Annotated in this window: 17 protein-coding genes; 8 read left to right on the forward strand and 9 right to left on the reverse strand. The window is 74.1% G+C overall.

Going from position 1 to position 17701, the window contains the following annotated elements:
* Nucleotides 1-30: 30 nt before the first annotated feature.
* Together ACGF5C_RS20930 and ACGF5C_RS20935 are read left to right on the forward strand one after the other, a co-directional pair.
* The gene (locus tag ACGF5C_RS20930; RefSeq protein ID WP_393303913.1) at nt 31-1149 is read left to right on the forward strand and encodes an ABC transporter ATP-binding protein; all 1119 of its coding nucleotides are present in this window, start codon (nt 31-33) and stop codon (nt 1147-1149) included.
* Nucleotides 1146-2249, forward strand: a complete 1104-nt coding sequence (locus ACGF5C_RS20935) for an ABC transporter ATP-binding protein (protein ID WP_393303915.1) — start codon at nt 1146-1148, stop codon at nt 2247-2249. The genes ACGF5C_RS20930 and ACGF5C_RS20935 overlap by 4 nt, the downstream gene beginning before the upstream one ends.
* Nucleotides 2250-2295: 46 nt before the next feature.
* On the opposite strand, the gene ACGF5C_RS20940 is transcribed toward ACGF5C_RS20935, so the two are convergent.
* Together ACGF5C_RS20940 and ACGF5C_RS20945 are read right to left on the reverse strand one after the other, a co-directional pair.
* Nucleotides 2296-2751 (reverse strand): hypothetical protein, encoded by a 456-nt coding sequence (locus tag ACGF5C_RS20940; protein ID WP_393303917.1) that lies wholly within the window; start codon nt 2749-2751, stop codon nt 2296-2298.
* Nucleotides 2733-3392, reverse strand: coding sequence for an HNH endonuclease family protein (locus ACGF5C_RS20945; protein WP_393303919.1), 660 nt, complete (start codon nt 3390-3392; stop codon nt 2733-2735). The genes ACGF5C_RS20940 and ACGF5C_RS20945 overlap by 19 nt, the downstream gene beginning before the upstream one ends.
* Before the next feature lie 108 nt (nt 3393-3500).
* Between ACGF5C_RS20945 and ACGF5C_RS20950 the strand changes: the two genes are divergently transcribed.
* Entirely contained in the window at nt 3501-4952 is a 1452-nt protein-coding gene (locus ACGF5C_RS20950) for an MFS transporter (RefSeq protein ID WP_393303921.1), read from the forward strand.
* A complete protein-coding gene (locus ACGF5C_RS20955; RefSeq protein ID WP_357456368.1) occupies nt 4949-5161 on the forward strand; it encodes a DUF1737 domain-containing protein in 213 nt (70 codons plus the stop codon). The genes ACGF5C_RS20950 and ACGF5C_RS20955 overlap by 4 nt, the downstream gene beginning before the upstream one ends.
* A gap of 125 nt (nt 5162-5286) precedes the next feature.
* Here the strand turns inward: ACGF5C_RS20955 and leuA are convergent, their stop codons facing one another.
* The 3 genes from leuA to ACGF5C_RS20970 all read right to left on the reverse strand — a co-directional run bounded on the left by leuA (nt 5287) and on the right by ACGF5C_RS20970 (nt 8799).
* Nucleotides 5287-7038, reverse strand: coding sequence for a 2-isopropylmalate synthase (leuA, locus tag ACGF5C_RS20960; RefSeq protein WP_393303923.1), 1752 nt, complete (start codon nt 7036-7038; stop codon nt 5287-5289).
* Between the two features lie 239 nt (nt 7039-7277).
* Nucleotides 7278-7829 (reverse strand): nitroreductase family protein, encoded by a 552-nt coding sequence (locus ACGF5C_RS20965; RefSeq protein WP_393303925.1) that lies wholly within the window; start codon nt 7827-7829, stop codon nt 7278-7280.
* Nucleotides 7830-7914: 85 nt separating this feature from the next.
* On the reverse strand, nt 7915-8799 hold the full coding sequence (locus ACGF5C_RS20970; RefSeq protein WP_393303927.1) for a hypothetical protein: 885 nt from the start codon (nt 8797-8799) through the stop codon (nt 7915-7917).
* A 223-nt stretch (nt 8800-9022) separates the two neighbouring features.
* On the opposite strand from ACGF5C_RS20970, the gene ACGF5C_RS20975 reads away from it, so the two are divergent.
* Together ACGF5C_RS20975 and ACGF5C_RS20980 are read left to right on the forward strand one after the other, a co-directional pair.
* Nucleotides 9023-10288 (forward strand): aspartate kinase, encoded by a 1266-nt coding sequence (locus ACGF5C_RS20975; RefSeq protein ID WP_357456383.1) that lies wholly within the window; start codon nt 9023-9025, stop codon nt 10286-10288.
* Nucleotides 10289-10293: 5 nt separating this feature from the next.
* Nucleotides 10294-11355, forward strand: a complete 1062-nt coding sequence (locus tag ACGF5C_RS20980; RefSeq protein ID WP_393303929.1) for an aspartate-semialdehyde dehydrogenase — start codon at nt 10294-10296, stop codon at nt 11353-11355.
* A gap of 9 nt (nt 11356-11364) precedes the next feature.
* On the opposite strand, the gene ACGF5C_RS20985 is transcribed toward ACGF5C_RS20980, so the two are convergent.
* Nucleotides 11365-12786: a diguanylate cyclase gene (locus ACGF5C_RS20985; protein ID WP_393303931.1), complete on the reverse strand. Its 1422-nt coding sequence runs from the start codon at nt 12784-12786 to the stop codon at nt 11365-11367.
* Nucleotides 12787-13003: 217 nt separating this feature from the next.
* On the opposite strand from ACGF5C_RS20985, the gene ACGF5C_RS20990 reads away from it, so the two are divergent.
* Nucleotides 13004-13786 carry a phosphodiesterase gene (locus ACGF5C_RS20990; protein WP_393303932.1) on the forward strand — a complete coding sequence of 261 codons (783 nt, stop codon included), beginning with the start codon at nt 13004-13006 and terminating at the stop codon, nt 13784-13786.
* Between the two features lie 91 nt (nt 13787-13877).
* Here the strand turns inward: ACGF5C_RS20990 and ACGF5C_RS20995 are convergent, their stop codons facing one another.
* The 3 genes from ACGF5C_RS20995 to ACGF5C_RS21005 form a co-directional block, all read right to left on the reverse strand.
* Nucleotides 13878-14507 (reverse strand): hypothetical protein, encoded by a 630-nt coding sequence (locus tag ACGF5C_RS20995; protein WP_393303934.1) that lies wholly within the window; start codon nt 14505-14507, stop codon nt 13878-13880.
* Nucleotides 14508-14597: 90 nt separating this feature from the next.
* On the reverse strand, nt 14598-15392 hold the full coding sequence (locus ACGF5C_RS21000) for an alpha/beta fold hydrolase (protein ID WP_393303936.1): 795 nt from the start codon (nt 15390-15392) through the stop codon (nt 14598-14600).
* A gap of 329 nt (nt 15393-15721) precedes the next feature.
* Nucleotides 15722-17005, reverse strand: coding sequence for an MFS transporter (locus ACGF5C_RS21005; RefSeq protein WP_393303938.1), 1284 nt, complete (start codon nt 17003-17005; stop codon nt 15722-15724).
* A gap of 162 nt (nt 17006-17167) precedes the next feature.
* Here ACGF5C_RS21005 and ACGF5C_RS21010 point away from each other — a divergent pair, with 162 nt between their 5' ends.
* A complete protein-coding gene (locus tag ACGF5C_RS21010) occupies nt 17168-17641 on the forward strand; it encodes a hypothetical protein (RefSeq protein ID WP_393303940.1) in 474 nt (157 codons plus the stop codon).
* Nucleotides 17642-17701: the final 60 nt, after the last annotated feature.

Below are 17701 nucleotides of genomic sequence, written 5' to 3' on the forward strand. Positions count from 1 at the left end.
AGCCCCGCGGTCGCGAACGGAAGGTCGATGATGGCACTGCTCGAAGTGGACGACCTCTCCGTCACCTTCGCCCGGCGCGGTCAGCGCACCGTGCACGCCGTCGACGGGGTCTCCTTCTCCGTCGACGCCGGCGAGGTGGTCGGCCTGGTGGGCGAGTCCGGCTGTGGCAAGAGCGTCACCTCGCTGGCGATCATGGGCCTGCTGCCCAAGCAGCCGGGCCTGCGCGTCGGCGGCAAGGCGGTCTTCGACGGCACCGACCTGCTCCAGCTCGACGACCGGTCCCGGCGGGACATCCGCGGCCGGGACGTTGCGATGATCTTCCAGGATCCGCTCTCCTCCCTGAACCCGGTCATCCCGATCGGGTTGCAGGTCACCGAGGTGCTCGCGCGGCACCGGGGGATGCGGGGCGCGGCGGCCGAGAAGGAAGCGGCGGCGCTGCTGGACCGGGTCGGCATCCCCGACCCGAAGCGGCGGTTGAAGGAGTACCCGCACCAGCTCTCCGGCGGCATGCGGCAGCGCGCCCTCATCGCGATGGCGGTGGCCTGCAAGCCCCGGCTGCTGATCGCCGACGAGCCGACCACGGCGCTGGACGTCACCATCCAGGCGCAGATCCTGGAGTTGCTCAAGGAGTTGGTCCGCGACTCCGGCACCGCGCTCGTCATGATCACGCACGACCTGGGCGTGGTGGCCGGCATGTGCGACACCATCAACGTGCTCTACGCCGGCCGGGTGGTGGAGACGGCCCGGCGTCGTCCGCTGTTCCGCGAGCCGCGGCACCCGTACACGGTGGGGCTGCTCGGCTCGGTGCCCCGCCTGGACGCGGGGCGCGGCGAGCGGCTGAACCCGATCCCCGGCTCGGTCCGCGACCTGCTGCCCTGGCCGGACGGCTGCGCCTTCGCGCCGCGCTGCGCCCGGCGGGTCGACGAGTGCGTGGGGGAGCCGCCGACGCTGGTGCTCGCGCACGACGGGCGCAGCTACCGCTGCGTGAACCCGGCGCCGCTGCCCGGCACCGTGCCCCCGCCGGCCGCCACGGCGCCGGCGGCCGACGCCCCGGCACCGGCACCCGACGCCGGCGCACCGGCGGACGCACCGGCGGCGGAGGCGACCGCGGGCCCGGTGCCCGCCCCGCGCGAGGAGGAGAAGCCGTGACCGAGAGCGACATCCTCGTCGAGGTCCGCGACCTGAAGGTGCACTTCCCGATCCGGCGGGGGGTGATCCTCGACCGGACGGTCGGGCACGTGAAGGCGGTCGACGGGGTCGACCTGCGCATCGCGCGCGGCAAGACGTACGGCCTGGTGGGCGAGTCCGGGTGCGGCAAGTCGACGCTCGGCCGGGCGCTGCTCCAGCTCACCCCGCCCACCGGCGGCGAGGTCGCCTTCGACGGCGTCGAGCTGACGAAGCTGCCGGCGGGCAAGCTGCGGTCGATGCGCCGCCGGATGCAGATGATCTTCCAGGACCCGATGTCGAGCCTGGACCCCCGGCAGAACGTCGAGTCGATCCTCACCGAGGGGTTGCAGACCCACGGCATCGGCGGCAACCGCGACGAGCGGCGGCGGATCATCAGCGAGACGCTGGACAAGGTCGGCCTGCCCCGCTGGGCGCTCTCCCGCTACCCGCACGAGTTCTCGGGCGGACAGCGGCAGCGCATCGGCATCGCCCGGGCGCTGGTGCTCGGGCCCGACCTGATCGTCGCCGACGAGCCGGTCTCCGCGCTCGACGTGTCGATCCAGGCCCAGGTGGTGAACCTGCTCGACGAGCTCCAGGACAGCCTCGGCCTGACCTACCTGGTGATCGCGCACGACCTCGCCGTGGTGCGGCACATCTCCGACACGGTCGGCGTGATGTACCTCGGCGCGCTGGTCGAGGAGGCGCCGAGCGACCGGCTCTACACGGAGCCGCTGCACCCCTACACGCGGGCGCTGATGTCGGCGGTGCCGGTGCCGGACCCGGACGTGGAGGACCGGCGGGAGCGCATCCTGCTCGCCGGCGACCTGCCCTCGCCGGCCAACCCGCCGGCGGGCTGCCGGTTCCACACCCGCTGCCCGTGGGCGCAGCCGACCCGCTGCGCCGACGAGCGGCCGGTGCTGCGGGAGATCGGCGGAAGCCGGGTCGCCTGCCACTTCGCGGAGCGGATCGCCAGCGGCGAGCTGCGCCCGCACAAGGTCAGCGTGCAGCTCACCCGGCCGGTGGGCGAGGGCGAGGAGCCGCACACCGTCTCCGCCCCCAGCGAGCCCGGCTCGTACGTCTGACCCGCGCCACGGACGCGGTCCCGCGAGCGGGGCCGCGTCCGTGCGGTCAGCCCTCGGGGCGGTTCAGCAGGGCGACGGCGATGCCGTGCACCGCGTCGAGCCCGGCCGGATCGGCCAGCGCTACCCTGCCGCCGGTCACCGCGTACCACTCGTCGGTGTCCTTGTACTGCACCGACAGCGTGACCTGGCCGTCGGCGTAGCCGGTGCGCAGGGTCAGCTCGCCGGTGACCACGCCGACCTCGTCGGTCATCACCCCGCCCGGGCCGGCCACGAGGTCGGCGGTGCGTTCCTGGGCGGCGGCCGACGCGCCGCCGGCGTCGGCGGCCATGCCCGCCCCCGGCACCACGGTCTGCGTGGCGGCCGTCCCGTCCGCCGTCATGCCGGCCGTGGTCGGCCCCGCCGGCGCGCTACCGGCGGCCGCCGCCGCGTCCTCCCCGCCGGAGTCCGGCATCTGCTCGGGGGCGGGGGTCGCCCCGGCCCCGGTCACGGCTTGTTCGCCCATGTGCAGCCCTCCAACATGTCGGTCAGGGCGGCCTTCTCGGCGTTGGTCACCGTGAGCCGCCAGTGGTGCTTGACCGTCACCCAGTTCTCGGCGTACTGGCACCAGAACGACCGGTTCGCCGGTTTCCACTGGGACGGGTCCTGATCACCCTTTGCCCGGTTGGAGTTCTTGGAAACCGCGATGAGCTGGGGTCGGTCCATGTCGTTGGCGAAGTCGCCGCGCTTGGCGTCGTCCCACTCGTCGGCGCCGGAGCGCCACGCGTTCGCCAGCGGCACCATGTGGTCGATGTCCACGTCGGACGGATCGGTCAGGGCGCGGTCGTCGTACACGCTCTCCCACCGGCCGCCGACCACGTTGCAGCCGGAGAGCTCGATGTCCTCCCCGTCGCGCTTCAGCACGCTGTCCCGCACGTCGCAGTTCTTGCCGGTGTCCCGCCAGTGCGGGAAACGCTCCCGGCTGTAGCCCTTCATCGACCCCGCGCCGGCGACGCTGAGCTGGGCCAGCTTCTGCGCGGCGTTGCCGCCGCTGCTGCTCGGCGGGGCGTCCGGCTCGTCGACGGGGACGCAGCCGGCCGCGCCGAGCGCCAGCGCCGCGGCCAGCGCGGCCGCCACCGCGACGCGCGGTCCTGATCTGGTACGCACAGACGACACCTCTCCAGCTTGCGGGCTCCCGGCGATCCCGCACAGTACCCGGGCATGGTTTCGGCGTTTCGTGGCGTCTCTCATATGGTGCGGGGAAGATTGGACGCCATGACCGACTCCACGCCCGCGCTCCGGCTGGGCACCGCCCACGGTCGGGGCACCCTGGTCGCCGCCGTCCTCGCCTCCGGCATGGTCTTCCTGGACAGCACGGTGGTCAATGTGGCGCTGCCCCGGCTCGGCGCGGAATTAGAGGCCACCGTCGCCGGTCTCCAGTGGACGGTCAACGGGTACCTGCTGATGCTCGCCGCCTTCGTCCTGCTTGGCGGCGCGCTCGGCGACCGCTTCGGGCGGCGGCGGGTCTTCCTGCTCGGGGTGGTCTGGTTCACCGCCGCCTCGCTGCTCTGCGGCCTGGCGCAGGGCACGGAGTGGCTGATCGCGGCCCGCTTCCTCCAGGGCGCCGGCGGCGCGCTGCTGACCCCGGGCTCGCTGTCGGTGCTCCAGGCCAGCTTCCACCCCGACGACCGGGGGCGGGCGATCGGCGCCTGGTCGGGGCTGTCCGGCGTCTCCACCGCGCTCGGCCCGTTCATCGGCGGCTGGCTGATCGACGCGCTCTCCTGGCGGTGGATCTTCTTCCTCAACCTGCCGCTGGCCGTGCTGGTGGTGCTCGCCGCGCTGCGCTGGGTGCCGGAGAGCCGGGACGAGGCCACCTCCCGCACCCGGGCGGCCGGCCGGCGCCGCCGCTTCGACGTGGCCGGCGCGCTGCTCGGCGCGCTCGCCCTGGCCGGCGTCACGTACGCGCTGATCGACGCCCCGGCGCGCGGCTTCGACTCGGCGCCGGTGCTGGTCGCGGCGCTGCTCGGGGTGGCCGGCGCGGTGGCCTTCGTGCTCGTCGAGCGGCGCCGGGGCGACACCGCGATGCTGCCCACCGGGCTGTTCGGCAGCCAGCTCTTCTCCGTGCTGAACGTCTTCACCGTGCTGGTCTACGCGGCGCTCGGCGGCTTCACCTTCTTCCTCGCCGTCTACCTGCAGAACGTGGTCGGCTGGTCGGCGCTGCTCACCGGGGTCGCGTTGCTGCCGATGACGGTGCTGCTGCTGGTCGGCTCGGCGCGGGCCGGCGCGCTGTCGGCGCGGATCGGGCCACGGCTGCCGCTGACCGTCGGGCCGGTGGTCGCCGCCGCCGGGCTGGTGCTGCTGCGGGGCGTCGACCCCGACGCGTCGTACTGGCGGGACGTGCTGCCCGGGGTGGTGCTCTTCGGGGTCGGGCTGACCCTGGTGGTGGCGCCGCTGACCGCGTCGGTGCTGGCGGCGGTCGACGACCGGTTCGCCGGCGTGGCGAGCGGCTTCAACAACGCGGCGTCCCGGGCCGGCGGCCTGCTCGCGGTGGCGGCGCTCCCGCTGCTGGTCGGGCTCTCCGGCACCGGCTACGAGCAGGCGGGCGAGCTGACCGGCGCCTACCGGGACGCGATGCTCTGGTGTGCCGGCCTGCTGCTGGCCGGCGCGGCGTTGGCCGCCCTGCTCATCCACCGCCCGCCCCGCGAAGGCGGTACGGTCGCCGCGTGACGGATCAGGACAAGGCGTCGCCGCGCCTGCGCTACCGCCTGCTCACCGGGCCGGACGACGCCGACTTCTGCCGGCGTGTCAGCGAGGCGCTCGCCGACGGGTACCGGCTGCACGGCTCGCCCGCGATGACCTTCGACGGTGAGCGGGTCGTGGTCGCCCAGGCGGTGGTGCTCGCGGACGGTTGGGCGGCCGACATCACTCCCGTCTGACCACGGCAGCGCCGACGGCGCGACCCGCCGGGCGTACGACGCCTGCGGCGGCTCGGGCGCGTGGGCGACGTGCGGAAGGGCCCCCTGCGATCGCCAGGCGTTGGCAGGGGGCCCTTCCTCGCGCGTCAGGCGCGGGCGCGGTTGACGGCGCTCGTCACGGCCTTGATCGAGGCGGTGACGATGTTGGCGTCGGTGCCCACGCCCCAGACCGTACGACCGTCGACCTCGCACTCCACGTACGCGGCGGCCTGCGCGTCCCCGCCGGAGGAGAGCGCGTGCTCGTGGTAGTCGAGCACCCGCACCGCCACGCCCACCGACTGGAGCGCGTTGACGTACGCGTCGATCGGGCCGTTGCCGACCGCGGTCAGCGAGTGGGCCTCGCCGCCCAGGCCGACGCGGGCCTCGATCTCGACCTTGCCCTCGGGGGTGCCGATGGCGTAGCCGTCCAGGGTGAGCGCCGGGTCGACCTGGTGGTCGAGCAGGTAGTGCCCGGCGAAGATTTCCCACATCGTGCCCGGGTCGACCTCGCCGCCGTCGTGGTCGGTGACCTGCTGGACCACGCCGGAGAACTCGATCTGGAGCCGGCGCGGCAGGTCGAGCTGGTGCTCGCTCTTCATGATGTACGCGACGCCGCCCTTGCCGGACTGCGAGTTGACCCGGATGACCGCCTCGTAGGTGCGGCCCAGGTCCTTCGGGTCGATCGGCAGGTAGGGCACCGCCCAGGTGAAGTTGTCGACGGGCACCCCGGCCGCCGCCGCGTCCGCCGTCAGGGCGTCGAAGCCCTTCTTGATCGCGTCCTGGTGGGAGCCGGAGAAGGCGGTGTAGACCAGGTCACCCGCGTACGGGTGGCGCTCGTGCACCGGGAGCTGGTTGCAGTACTCGACGGCCCGCTTCACCTCGTCGATGTTCGAGAAGTCGATCATCGGGTCGATGCCCTGGGAGAACAGGTTCAGGCCCAGCGTCACCAGGTCGACGTTGCCGGTGCGCTCGCCGTTGCCGAACAGGCAGCCCTCGACCCGGTCCGCGCCGGCCAGCAGGCCCAGCTCGGCGGCGGCCACGCCGGTGCCCCGGTCGTTGTGCGGGTGCAGGCTCAGCACCAGGCTGTCCCGCCGGGGCAGGTGCCGGTGCATCCACTCGATCGAGTCGGCGTAGACGTTCGGCATCGCCATCTCGACGGTGGCGGGCAGGTTGACGATCAGCTTCCGGTCCGGCGTCGGGTCGACCACCTCGATGACCTTGGCGCAGACCTCCAGCGCGTACTCCAGCTCCGTGCCGGTGTACGACTCCGGCGAGTACTCGTAGTGGACGTCGGTGTCCGGGGTGTGGATCTCCGCGTACTTCTGGCAGAGCCGCGCGCCCTGGGTGGCGATGTCCGCGATGCCGTCGCGGTCCAGCCCGAAGACCACCCGGCGCTGGAGCGTGGAGGTCGAGTTGTAGAAGTGCACGATCGCGCGCCGCGCGCCGCGCAGCGACTCGAAGGTGCGGTCGATCAGGTGCTCCCGGCACTGGGTGAGCACCTGGATCGTGACGTCGGAGGGGATCAGATCCTGCTCGATCAGCTGCCGGACGAAGTCGTAGTCGGTCTGGCTGGCCGAGGGGAAGCCGACCTCGATCTCCTTGTAGCCCATCTGCACCAGGAGCTGGAACATCCGCCGCTTGCGCTCCGGCGACATCGGGTCGATGAGCGCCTGGTTGCCGTCGCGCAGGTCCACCGCGCACCAGCGCGGCGCGGTCTCGACGTGCCGGGTCGGCCAGGTGCGGTCCGGCAGGTCGATGCGGAACTGCTGCTGGTAGGGCTCGTAGCGGTGGTACGGCATCCCGCTGGGGCGCTGCCGGGCGATCGGATCGGTCTCCGCGTCGGTGACGGGTTGAGCCATGACGAAGTGCTCCCCTTGAAACATGTGGCGTCAGCAATCGGAAGGTGTCGGCCAGGTGCCGGGGCGACGGTGCCCGGGCGGTGCCGATGGGAAGTTCGGATGTGCTGGACGGCGCGGTTCGACTCCGCGACGAGGTGCCGGCCTTCAGGCCTCGTCGCGGCGACCAAGGAGGAGGTACGCCTGCCACATGACCAGGTAACCCTACGTGGTGGGACGAGTCGCGGGAAGGACGGTCCGGACTATGAGACGCACTTCGCATCTCCGCTGGTCAGCAGGATCTCGGCCAGGGGGAGGCGGCGGCGCAGGCCGGTTTCCGACCCGAGCAGGTCGGCGGGCAGGCTGAGCGGGTCGCCGAGCTGCCCGACGGCCACCACCACGTGCGGCCGTACGCCGTCCGGCAGGTCGAGGTCGGCGGCCAGGCCGGCGCGGTCCAGGCCGCGCAGTTGGCGCACGTGCAGGCCGAGCGCCGTGGCCTGCACGGTGAGGTGGGCGATGGCCTGCCCCAGGTCGTAGAGGTGTCCGGCGGCCCCGGTCAGGTGGGTGCCCAGCAGCAGGGCGGAGGCGCGCTGGGCCCACCGCTGGTCCGGCTCCGGCAGGTTCACCAGGATCCGCTTGAACGTCTCGTCGTCGCGGTGCCCGAGGACGAACCGCCACGGCTGGACGTTGCCGGCCGAGGGCGCCCAGCGGGCCGCCTCGAGCAGCGTCGACGCGTGGTCGGCGGCCAGCTCCGCCGTCGGGTCGAAGGCGCGGGGGCTCCAGCGGAACGCGAGCAGCGGGGTGAGGTCGACCATGCGACGAGTGTCCCGTACGGGCGGTTCGACAACTAAGGGCGGTATGTCCGAATGTGGCGAAAAGCACCCGTAACGTGCGGCTGGGTCAGAGCGTTCCCGCGCTCGGGCTGTCGGCCGGCTCCGGCGCCGCCGTGCCGAGCGGCTCGCCGTCTACCACGGGACCGGCGAGCTGCACGGTCGCCGGGGCCGGCCCGGGCGACCCGGCCAGGGTGAGGGTGCCGAACGCCGTGCGCACCGCGGTGGGCGTGCCGTCAGGGCCGTAGCAGTAGATGCCCACGTCCAGCGGGGCGTTGATCGAGGCCGAGGTGGTCTCCACCGAGTAGCAGGTGCCCGACGCCCCGGGCAGGGGCTGGGCGGGTGACACGGCGAGCGGGGCGCGCCGGTCGGTCAGCACGTCCAGCCAGTCGGTGAACGGGTGCTGCACCCGGGGGTCCAGCCGGCGGGGCACCGCGTCGTCCGGGTCGCCGAGGCGTACGCAGCTCGCCGGCTCGGGCCGGGCTGCCGACGGCAGGGCGCACTGGAACAGCCCGTCGGCGGTGGCGGCGAGCGAGACGTCCGCGGTGCCGCCGAGCGCGCCACCCGGGATGTCGACCCGCCAGGTGCCGTCGTTCGCGCTGGTCACCATGATCGTGCGGTCCGGGGCGTCCGGGCTGCGCAGCGTGTAGCCGGCGACCAGGTGCCGGTCCTGCGCCGCCGCGGCCAGCGCGGCCAGCGCGTCGCGCGCCGCGTCCATCCCCGCCGGGACGGGCGTCGAGGTGGCGGGTGGTGGCGGGACCGGCTCGTCGGCGGTGCAGGCGACGAGGAGCGCCGGCAGGGCGAGCGCCAGCGGGCCGGCGAGGCGTCGGGCCGGCCGCGCCGGCGTGCGGAGGCCGGCGACGGGGGCGCGGACCTCCTCGGCGGCGGCCTTCCCGGCCCGGGCGGACTGACGATCGCGCCCGCGGGGGCCGGCCGGAGTCAGGTGGGCGTGCACCGGGTCATTCTGCGGCCCGGGAACGGCGCACGGGGACCCCTGCCGCCCCGTCCGCCCGGCGTGTCGCGCGCCACGCCCCCCGCGTCGGCCGGGCCGGATCGTGGGATCACCTGACCCGACCGAGCCGGTCGACCGATACCCTGAAGGCGTCTGACACGCGCCGCCGGCCCCGACCGGCGGCGTCGGCACGCTCAGGGTCGTCGCTGGGAGGGAGCGCACTGTCGTGGCACTCGTGGTGCAGAAGTACGGCGGGTCCTCCGTCGCCAACGCCGAGCGGATCAAGCGCGTGGCCGAGCGCATCGTCGCCGCGCGCAAGGCCGGCGACGACGTCGTGGTGGTGGTCTCCGCCATGGGGGACACCACCGACGAGCTGCTCGACCTGGCCAACCAGGTCAGCCCGCTGCCGCCGGGCCGCGAGCTGGACATGCTGCTCACGGCCGGGGAGCGGATCTCCATGGCGCTGCTCGCCATGGCCATCCACAACCTGGGGTACGAGGCCCGCTCGTTCACCGGTTCGCAGGCCGGCGTGATCACCACGTCCGTGCACGGCCGGGCGCGGATCATCGACGTCACGCCGGGCCGGCTCAAGGGCGCGCTCGACGAGGGCGCGGTGGTGATCGTGGCCGGCTTCCAGGGCGTCTCCCAGGACACCAAGGACGTCACGACGCTGGGCCGGGGCGGTTCCGACACCACCGCCGTGGCGCTGGCCGCCGCCCTGCACGCGGACGTCTGCGAGATCTACACCGACGTCGACGGCGTCTTCAGCGCCGACCCGCGGATCGTCCCCGACGCGCGGCACATCAAGCAGATCACCTACGAGGAGATGCTGGAGCTGGCCGCCTGCGGCGCCAAGGTCCTGCACCTGCGCAGCGTGGAGTACGCCCGCCGGGCGGGCTTGCCGATCCACGTCCGTTCGTCATACTCGACCAACACCGGCACGATGGTCACCGGATCGATGGAGGACCTTCCTGTGGAGCAAGCACTGATCACCGGGGTCGCCCACGACCGCAGCGAAGCCAAGATCACGATCGTGGGGGTGCCCGACGAGCCGGGCGCCGCCGCGCGGATCTTCGACACCGTGGCCGGTGCCGAGATCAACATCGACATGATCGTGCAGAACGTCTCCACCGAGGGCACCGGGCGCACGGACATCTCCTTCACCCTGCCGAAGACCGACGGCCCGACGGCCATGGCCGCGCTCAGCAAGATCCAGGAGTCGGTCAAGTTCAAGGGCCTGCTCTACGACGACCACGTCGGCAAGGTGTCGCTGATCGGGGCGGGCATGCGCTCGCACCCCGGCGTCGCGGCCGGCTTCTTCGCCGCCCTGGGCGCGGCCGGCGTGAACATCGAGATGATCTCCACCTCGGAGATCCGGGTCTCCGTGGTCTGCCGCGACACCGACCTGGACGCCGCCGTGCGCGCCATCCACGAGGCGTTCGACCTCGGCGGCGACACCGAAGCCGTCGTCTACGCGGGGACGGGACGGTAGCCCCCGTGTCGTCGCTGCCCACCCTGGCCGTGGTCGGAGCGACCGGTGCCGTCGGCACCGTGATGTGCGAGCTGCTCACCGGGCGGAAGAACGTCTGGGGAGAGATCCGGCTGCTCGCCTCCGAGCGCTCGGCCGGGCGGCGGGTGCGCTGCCGGGGCGAGGAGCTGACCGTCCGGGCGCTGACCCCGGAGGCGTTCGACGGCGTCGACGTGGCGATGTTCGACGTGCCGGACGACGTCTCCGCGCGGTGGGCCCCGGTCGCGGTGGGCCGGGGTGCCGTCGCGGTGGACAACTCCGGCGCCTTCCGGATGGACCGCGACGTCCCGTTGGTGGTGCCGGAGATCAACCCCGAGCAGGTGCGCAACCGGCCGAAGGGGATCATCGCCAACGCCAACTGCACCACCCTCGCGATGATCGTCGCGGTCGCCCCGCTGCACCGCGAGTACGGGCTGCGCGAGCTGGTGCTCGCCTCCTACCAGGCGGTCTCCGGCGCCGGTCAGGCCGGCGTGGACACCCTGCACACCCAGCTCACCAAGATCGCCGGTGACCGGGCCCTCGGCTCCCGCCCCGGCGACGTACGCCAGGCGGTCGGCGACGAGCTGGGCCCGTTCCCGGCGCCGCTGGCGCTCAACGTGGTGCCCTGGGCGGGCTCGCTGGCCGAGGCGGGCTGGTCGTCCGAGGAGATGAAGCTGCGCAACGAGTCGCGCAAGATCCTCGGGCTGCCGGACCTCAAGGTCTCGGCCACCTGCGTACGGGTGCCGGTGGTGACCGGCCACTCCGTCGCGGTGCACGCGGTCTTCGCCACCGAGGTGGACGCCGAGGGCGCCCGCGAGGTGCTGCGCAACGCCCCCGGGGTGATCCTGGTCGACGACCCGGGCGACGGCGAGTTCCCGATGCCGATCGACGCGGTCGGCACCGACCCGTCCTGGGTGGGCCGGATCCGCCGCGCCGTCGACGACCCGCGCGCCCTCGACTTCTTCGTCACCGGCGACAACCTGCGCAAGGGTGCCGCCCTCAACACGGCCCAGATCGCCGAACTCCTCGCCAAGGAACTAACCCCCCGCTGACGGGTGCGGTCAGGCGGCGGCCAGGCGGACGCCGTCGCGGCCGTGCCGCTTCACCGCGTAGAGCGCCTGGTCGGCGCGGCGCAGGGTGAGTTCGGGGGACTCGCCGGGGCGGGGCAGGGCCACCCCCACGCTGATCGTACGGCCGATCTGCCGCGCCGCCTCGGTGAGGCGCTCGGCGATCCGGACGGCCTCGTCGGGGCGGTTCACCTCGATCACCGCCACGAACTCGTCGCCACCGATCCGGTACAGCTCGTCGCCGTGCCGCAGCGCCCCCTCCAGGGCCCGGGCCAGCCGGACCAGCACCCGGTCACCGGCCTGGTGGCCGTACGTGTCGTTGACGCTCTTGAAGCCGTCCACGTCGATCGCCAGCAGGGCCGTACGACCGGGGGTGGCCACGGCGATGCGTCGGCCGAACGGGCCGGTGTGGCGCAGCCCGGTCAGCGGGTCGGAGTTGGCCTGCTCACGCAGCCGGGCGACGGTGCGCAGCCGGTCCAGGCAGCTCCATGCCTGGCCGGCGAGCAGCTCCAGCAGGTTGACGGTGGTCGGGTCGGGGCGCAGCAGCCGCTCGTCGGCGACCAGCAGCACCCCGCCGTCGCCGGGTGGGCCGACCGGCACCGCGACCAGGGTGCGCACCCCGGCCCGGGACAGCGGCCGGTGGTCGGGGACCGGCGGGTGCCCCGCCTCGCCGAGCGTGTACCCCACTCCGTGGTGGTGGGCGTGGCTGACCATCCGGCCCAGCGCGGCGGGGCCCGCCTCGGCCAGCTCCGCCCGGATCCGGGACTCGAACTCGCCGGGGGTGGCGGTGGGCGCGCCCAGCCGGGGCCCCTCCGGCCCGGCGAGCACCAGCACGGCGGCGGAGAGGGCGGAGACGTCCCGGGCCGCGGCGATCGCGGCGGCAAACAGGTCCCACTCCGTCGACGCGGAGGTCAGCGCGGTGGCGTGCCGGAGCAGCTTCTCGCTGCGGCTCTCCGCGGGCGGCCCGCCGAGCGCCACGATCCGGGCGCCGAGCCGGGCGGCCAGCCGCTCGGCGGTCTTCCCCCACCGGGCCAGGTCGGCCGGCCCGCGCCACTGGAGGTCCAGCACGCCGATCGGCCGCCCCGCCGGGTCCAGCACCGGTACGCAGACCTCGGCGGTGACGTCGGGGCGTACCGGGATGTAGTCGGGGTCGTCGGCGACGTCGGGCACGACGGCGGTCTCACCGGAGGCGTACACCCGCCCGACGATCCCGGTCTTCGGCGGCACGGTCGAGAAGACCTGCCAGGAGCCGGTCGCCGCGACGCAGCGGAGCCGGTCGTGCACCTGGAGCAGGACGGAGATGGTGGCCGGCGCGTACCGGGCGAGCGCGGTGACGGTCCACTGGCACGCCTCCAGGGCGGTCGACGCCATGGGGAGGCGGACCGTCACGTCACGGATGACTCGCTCGTGATCCACTGGGCACGTCGTTCCAGGTTGGGAGGGGTGCGGGCCGGCGGGCGGGCCCGCACCAAGGGTACTCAGCGAGGCGCCGTGCCACCCGGAAGCAAGATCGTCCACAGCCTTCGTACACATGTGCTATCCACAGCCTGTGGACACGGCCTGTGGGTTCGGGCGGGCCGCGCGGCGGGGCTCGCGGCGATAGCGTGAGGGTCCCGGTCGAGTGGAGGCACGGATGCTCATCGCCCAGCTCAGTGATCCGCACGTGACCACCGGCGTGCTCGCCGCCGAACCGGCCGTCGGCCTGCACCGTGCCCTCGGCCGGGTGTTGGCGCTGAACCCCCGGCCGGAGTGCGTGGTCATCACCGGCGACCTCGTCGACCACGGCCGCCCCGACGAGTACGCCGCGCTGCGCGAGATCATCGGCCGGTTCCCGCTGCCGGTGCACCTGGTCGCCGGCAACCACGACGACCGGGAGTCGCTCCTCGACACCTTCGGCGGCACGCCGTGGCTCGGTGGCGGTTTCTCGGCCTACTACCACGTCGACCACCCCGAGGCGACGATCGTGGTGCTGGATTCGCTGATGCCGGCCGGCGACGGCGCCGGCTGCCTCGGCGAGGACCAACTCGGCTGGCTGGACGGGGTGCTGGCCGGCCGGCCGGAGGTGCCGGCCGTGGTCTGCCTGCACCACCCGCCGGCGCCGGTCGGCATCCCCGTCGTCGACGACATCCGGCTGACCGACGGGGACGCGCTGGCCGAGGTGATCGCCCGGCACCCGCACGTCGCCCGGGTGGTCGCCGGGAACGTCCACCGCCCGGTCACGGTGACCTTCGCCGGCACGGTGCTCACCACCGCGCCGAGCACCTGGCGGCAGAGCACGCTCACCATGAGCGCCGACGAGCAGATCGGCTGGGTCACCGAGCCGACCGGCTTCCTGCTGCACCGGGTCGCCGCGGGCGGCTGCGTCACCCACCTGGTGCAGGTCAGCCACGCCGCCGGCAAGACCTGCGGATTCTGACCCGGGCGCTGACGCCGGGCACCGGGCTGACCGGCGCACCGTCTCTCCTGCGGGCCCGGACAACCGGGAGGACCAGGACGCTCGGGGCTGGTCAGGCCGCCGTCGTCGTGCGGGTGCCGTCGTCGCCGGACCGGGCCGGTTCGTCGGACGCCCGGCGCGGAGAGGCGCGGCGGAACCGGGCCCAACGGGCGCGGACCATCTCGTGGAGACGGTTGGACCACGCGCCGAGCAGCAGCAGGAGCATGGCCGCCCCGACGGCCCAGGCCAGCTTGTCGGCGGTCGTGCGGATGCCGGGGAGCGTGACCGCCAGGGCGAGGGTGGACACCCCCGGGAAGATCACCCCCATGGCGAGCGCCTGCGCCACGTGCCCGTCGTGCTTGCGCCGCCAGTAGAAGACCTCCCAGCCGAAGAGGCTGGGCTCGCCGGTGTAGCGCGCGATGGCGGGGCGCAACACCTGCTCGAGGTACTGACCGGCGATGCGGATGTCCCGGTACTGGGAGACGACGCTCAGCCCCAGGGCGGTGCTGAGCACCGGCAGGAGCAGGAACATCCGGAGGTCTGCCTTCTCCGAGAGGACGAAGCCGGCGACCGCCGCGACCGCGGTCAGGTTCGCCCCGACGAGCGCCTGGTTGTGGTTGGCCTTGCGCTCGATCGTCGTCCGGATCGCCGCCGCGTCCGCCAGGGCCGCCTCGAGGGCCCGGTCCTTCTGCTCCTCCGACACCCTGCCTCCTCCGGCGCTCACCCACTCCGGTGTATCAGCGGCCGTCAATAGCGCCCGGCGTGCCGCTGCCGCCGGTGAGGCGGATGGGCGTCAGCCGAGGAGGACATCGCGCAGCACTGGGGCGAGCGCCTCGGCCGGCACCTCGTGGTAGCCGCCGTCGAGACTGACGTGGCGGGCACCCGGAATCGCCTCGGCCGCCGCACGGGCGCCGTCGCGCAACCACTGCGGGCTGCCCGTGCTGTCCACCACCACGGTGGGGACGGTGATCGTGGCCAGGCGGTCGACCGGCGGCACGCCGCCGGCGCTGATCAGCGTGTCGTACGGGAGGGTGTGCGCCAGCGACTCCAGGTAGGGCCACACCGGCTCGCCGCGCATCCCGGCCACCGCCTCGGCCGGCAGCCCCACCGCGTGCAGCATGAACGCCTCGACCGCACCGGCCCGGTCGCCGGCGGCGATCAGCGCGGCCGTCCGGGCCGAGACGTCCGGCCGGGGGCCGGCCTGCGGGTCGACCTGGAACGGCGGCTCGAACAGGGCGAGCCCGCCGACCGGCAGCCCGTGCGCCGTGGCGAGCGCGGCGAGGATCGCGCCGGACGAGACGCCGTAGAGGTGCGCCGTGTCGCCGACCGCAGCGACCAGCGCCGCGATGTCCTCGATCTCCCGGTCGACCGCGTAGGGCGCGGTGTCGCCGCTGTCGCCCCGACCGCGCCGGTCGTAGCCGACGACGGTGAAGTCCGGCGCGAGCGCCCCGGCCAGCGCCCGGGTGGTCGACCGGTCGTTGAAGGCACCGCCGACCAGGATGATCGGTGGCCCGTCGCCCGCGCGCTCGTACGCGATCCGGGTGCCGTCGGCCGACCGCACCGTCTCCACTGCCAGGCCCCCGCTCATCCGATCATCCTTCCCGTCGTACGCCGTCCGTCCGGTCCTTTCTAGACCAGCCCACCGACAACCGCGACGACCGGCCAGCGCCGGCCGGGCATGTCGGAAACGCTCGTCCAGACGTTCCCCGATCGGAGACATATTCCCAGGTCTGCGGGGCCCGCCCCGGTCGACCGGCGGCGGCCGGCGATGAGAGGCCGTCCCCGACGCGGCGGCGGTCCCCCCCCGCCGCCACCGCACCACCGCGGAGGTCCCCGCCGCCTGAGTCGGCGTACGCACCCGACGGGCCCCGGAGCAGCTGCTCCGGGGGCCCGTCTCCGCTTGCGCCCCGGGGTCGGTCAGACGTGGGCGGGGGCCGGCTCGGCGGCCGGCGGGGCAGCTGGCACGCGGCCGTCCTGGACCGCCGTGAGCAGCGGGCGCAGGGAGAGCGCGAGCAGCGAGGCCACCAGGCAGCCGCCGACCACCACCGCGACCCAGATCCGGCCGTCGGCCGCCCCGATCAGGGGACCCGCCGTCACCGGGCCGATCACCCCGCTGATGCCGAAGATCATCGAACTCATGGCGTTGTAGCGTCCGCGCAGCTCGTCCGTGGCGAGCGCGTTGGTCAGCGCGGGCATCACCGGCGACAACAGCGTCTCGCCGAAGCCGAAGATGGCCGAGCAGGCCACCACGCCGAGGGCGGCGACCAGCGCGTTGCCCGGACCGACCTGGCCGGCGGCGCCGAGGACCAGCCAGGCGGTCGCGAAGACCGCGCCCACCACGGCCAGCCCGCCCGTCCGGCTGCGCCCCTCCATCCGGCGGATGACCAGCAGTTGGGCGAGCACGATCATCACCGTGTTGCCGGCCAACGCCCAGGCCACCACGCGCGGCGTCACCTCCACCACGCGCACGGCGTACGCGGCGAAGCCCACCTCGATCTGCGCGTACCCGCAGGTGGTCAGGACCAGGCCGAAGACGACCAGCCGGCGGAACGGCCGGTCCCGCAGCACGGTGAGGTAGCCGCCGGCCGACGGCCGGTCCCCGGTCGGCCCGGCGGCGAGCCGGTGGCCCACCCGGGGCAGGCTCAGCAGGATCAGCGCGGGCATCAGGTAGCTGACCGCGTCGAGCACGTAGATCGCCTGGAAGGTGACCGGGCGGGCGGTGTCGACGATCGCGCCGGAGATCAGGCCGCCGATGCCGATGCCGAGGTTGAGCAGGGCGAAGTTCAGCCCGTAGACCCGCTGCCGCTCGTCGTCGTCGGTGAGCGAGGCGAGGATGGTGTTCTGCCCGGACCAGATGGCCGAGCTGCCGATCGCGATCAGCGTGATCACCACGAAGGCCGACGCGGTCGAGTCGACCAGCGCCAGCGAGCCGGTGCCGACCGCCTCGACGAGCAGGCACGGTATGACGATCCGACGCGCGCCGAAGCGGTCGATGAGCGTGCCGCCGAGCGGTGACAGGGCCAGGGTGACGGCGCCGTACCAGCCGATCACCAGGCCGGCGCGGGCGTCGGTGAGGCCGCGGACGTCGGTCAGGTAGATGAACAGGAACGGCAGGGTGAGGCCGCGCCCGACCGCCGACAGCAGGGTGCCGACGAGGATCCGCCGGGCTTCCGGACGGCGGGGCAGGGCACGACTGAGCATGCCGCGATTCTGTGCGCCGGGTACGACGACAGGCGAGCCGTTTACGACCCGCCCCGCGCGGCCCGACGCCGCCCGGTGACCAAGGCCACGTTCGCGCCGACCGGCCCGCGCCGTGGTGCCGGGGCCGGCGCGCTGTCGGGCCCGTCTGCGATGCTGGCCGGGATGACCACGACCTGGCGACACCTGCCCGCACCGGCCCGCGAGATCGCCACCGCCGCCGCCGACGCGGTCGCCGCCGTGCGTGAACGCGACCCCGAAGCGTACGACGTCTCGGTGGCCCGGCTCGCCGCGGCCGAACGGTCCGGCCTGGTCCTCGGCGCGGTGGTCCGGCTGCTGCTCGAGGAGGGCCACCCGGACGGCCTGGACGGCGACGACGTCCGGCAGGTGCTCGAACGCTGCGTCCGGGGCGCGGTGCAGTGGCGGCCCGACGTCGACCCGCACGTGGTGCTCGTCCTGCTGGCGGGCGCCCTAGGCGTCTACGACCCGGACGGCGACGAGTCCCCGCCCGACCCGCCGGCCGTGGCGCGGCACGTGCCGCTGCTCGTGGCCGACCTGCTCGCCGCGACCGGCCGGCCGCTCGACGGCTACCTGACCGCCGCGTTCGCCGAGATCGCCCGCACCGAACGCCACGACTGAGCGCGCCGCCCCAGCCGGTCTCGGCGACTGTCGCGCGGCCGGCCCTCGGCGGTGGCGGGC

The organism is Micromonospora sp. NPDC047620 (assembly GCF_043205005.1).
GTDB lineage: Bacteria > Actinomycetota > Actinomycetes > Mycobacteriales > Micromonosporaceae > Micromonospora.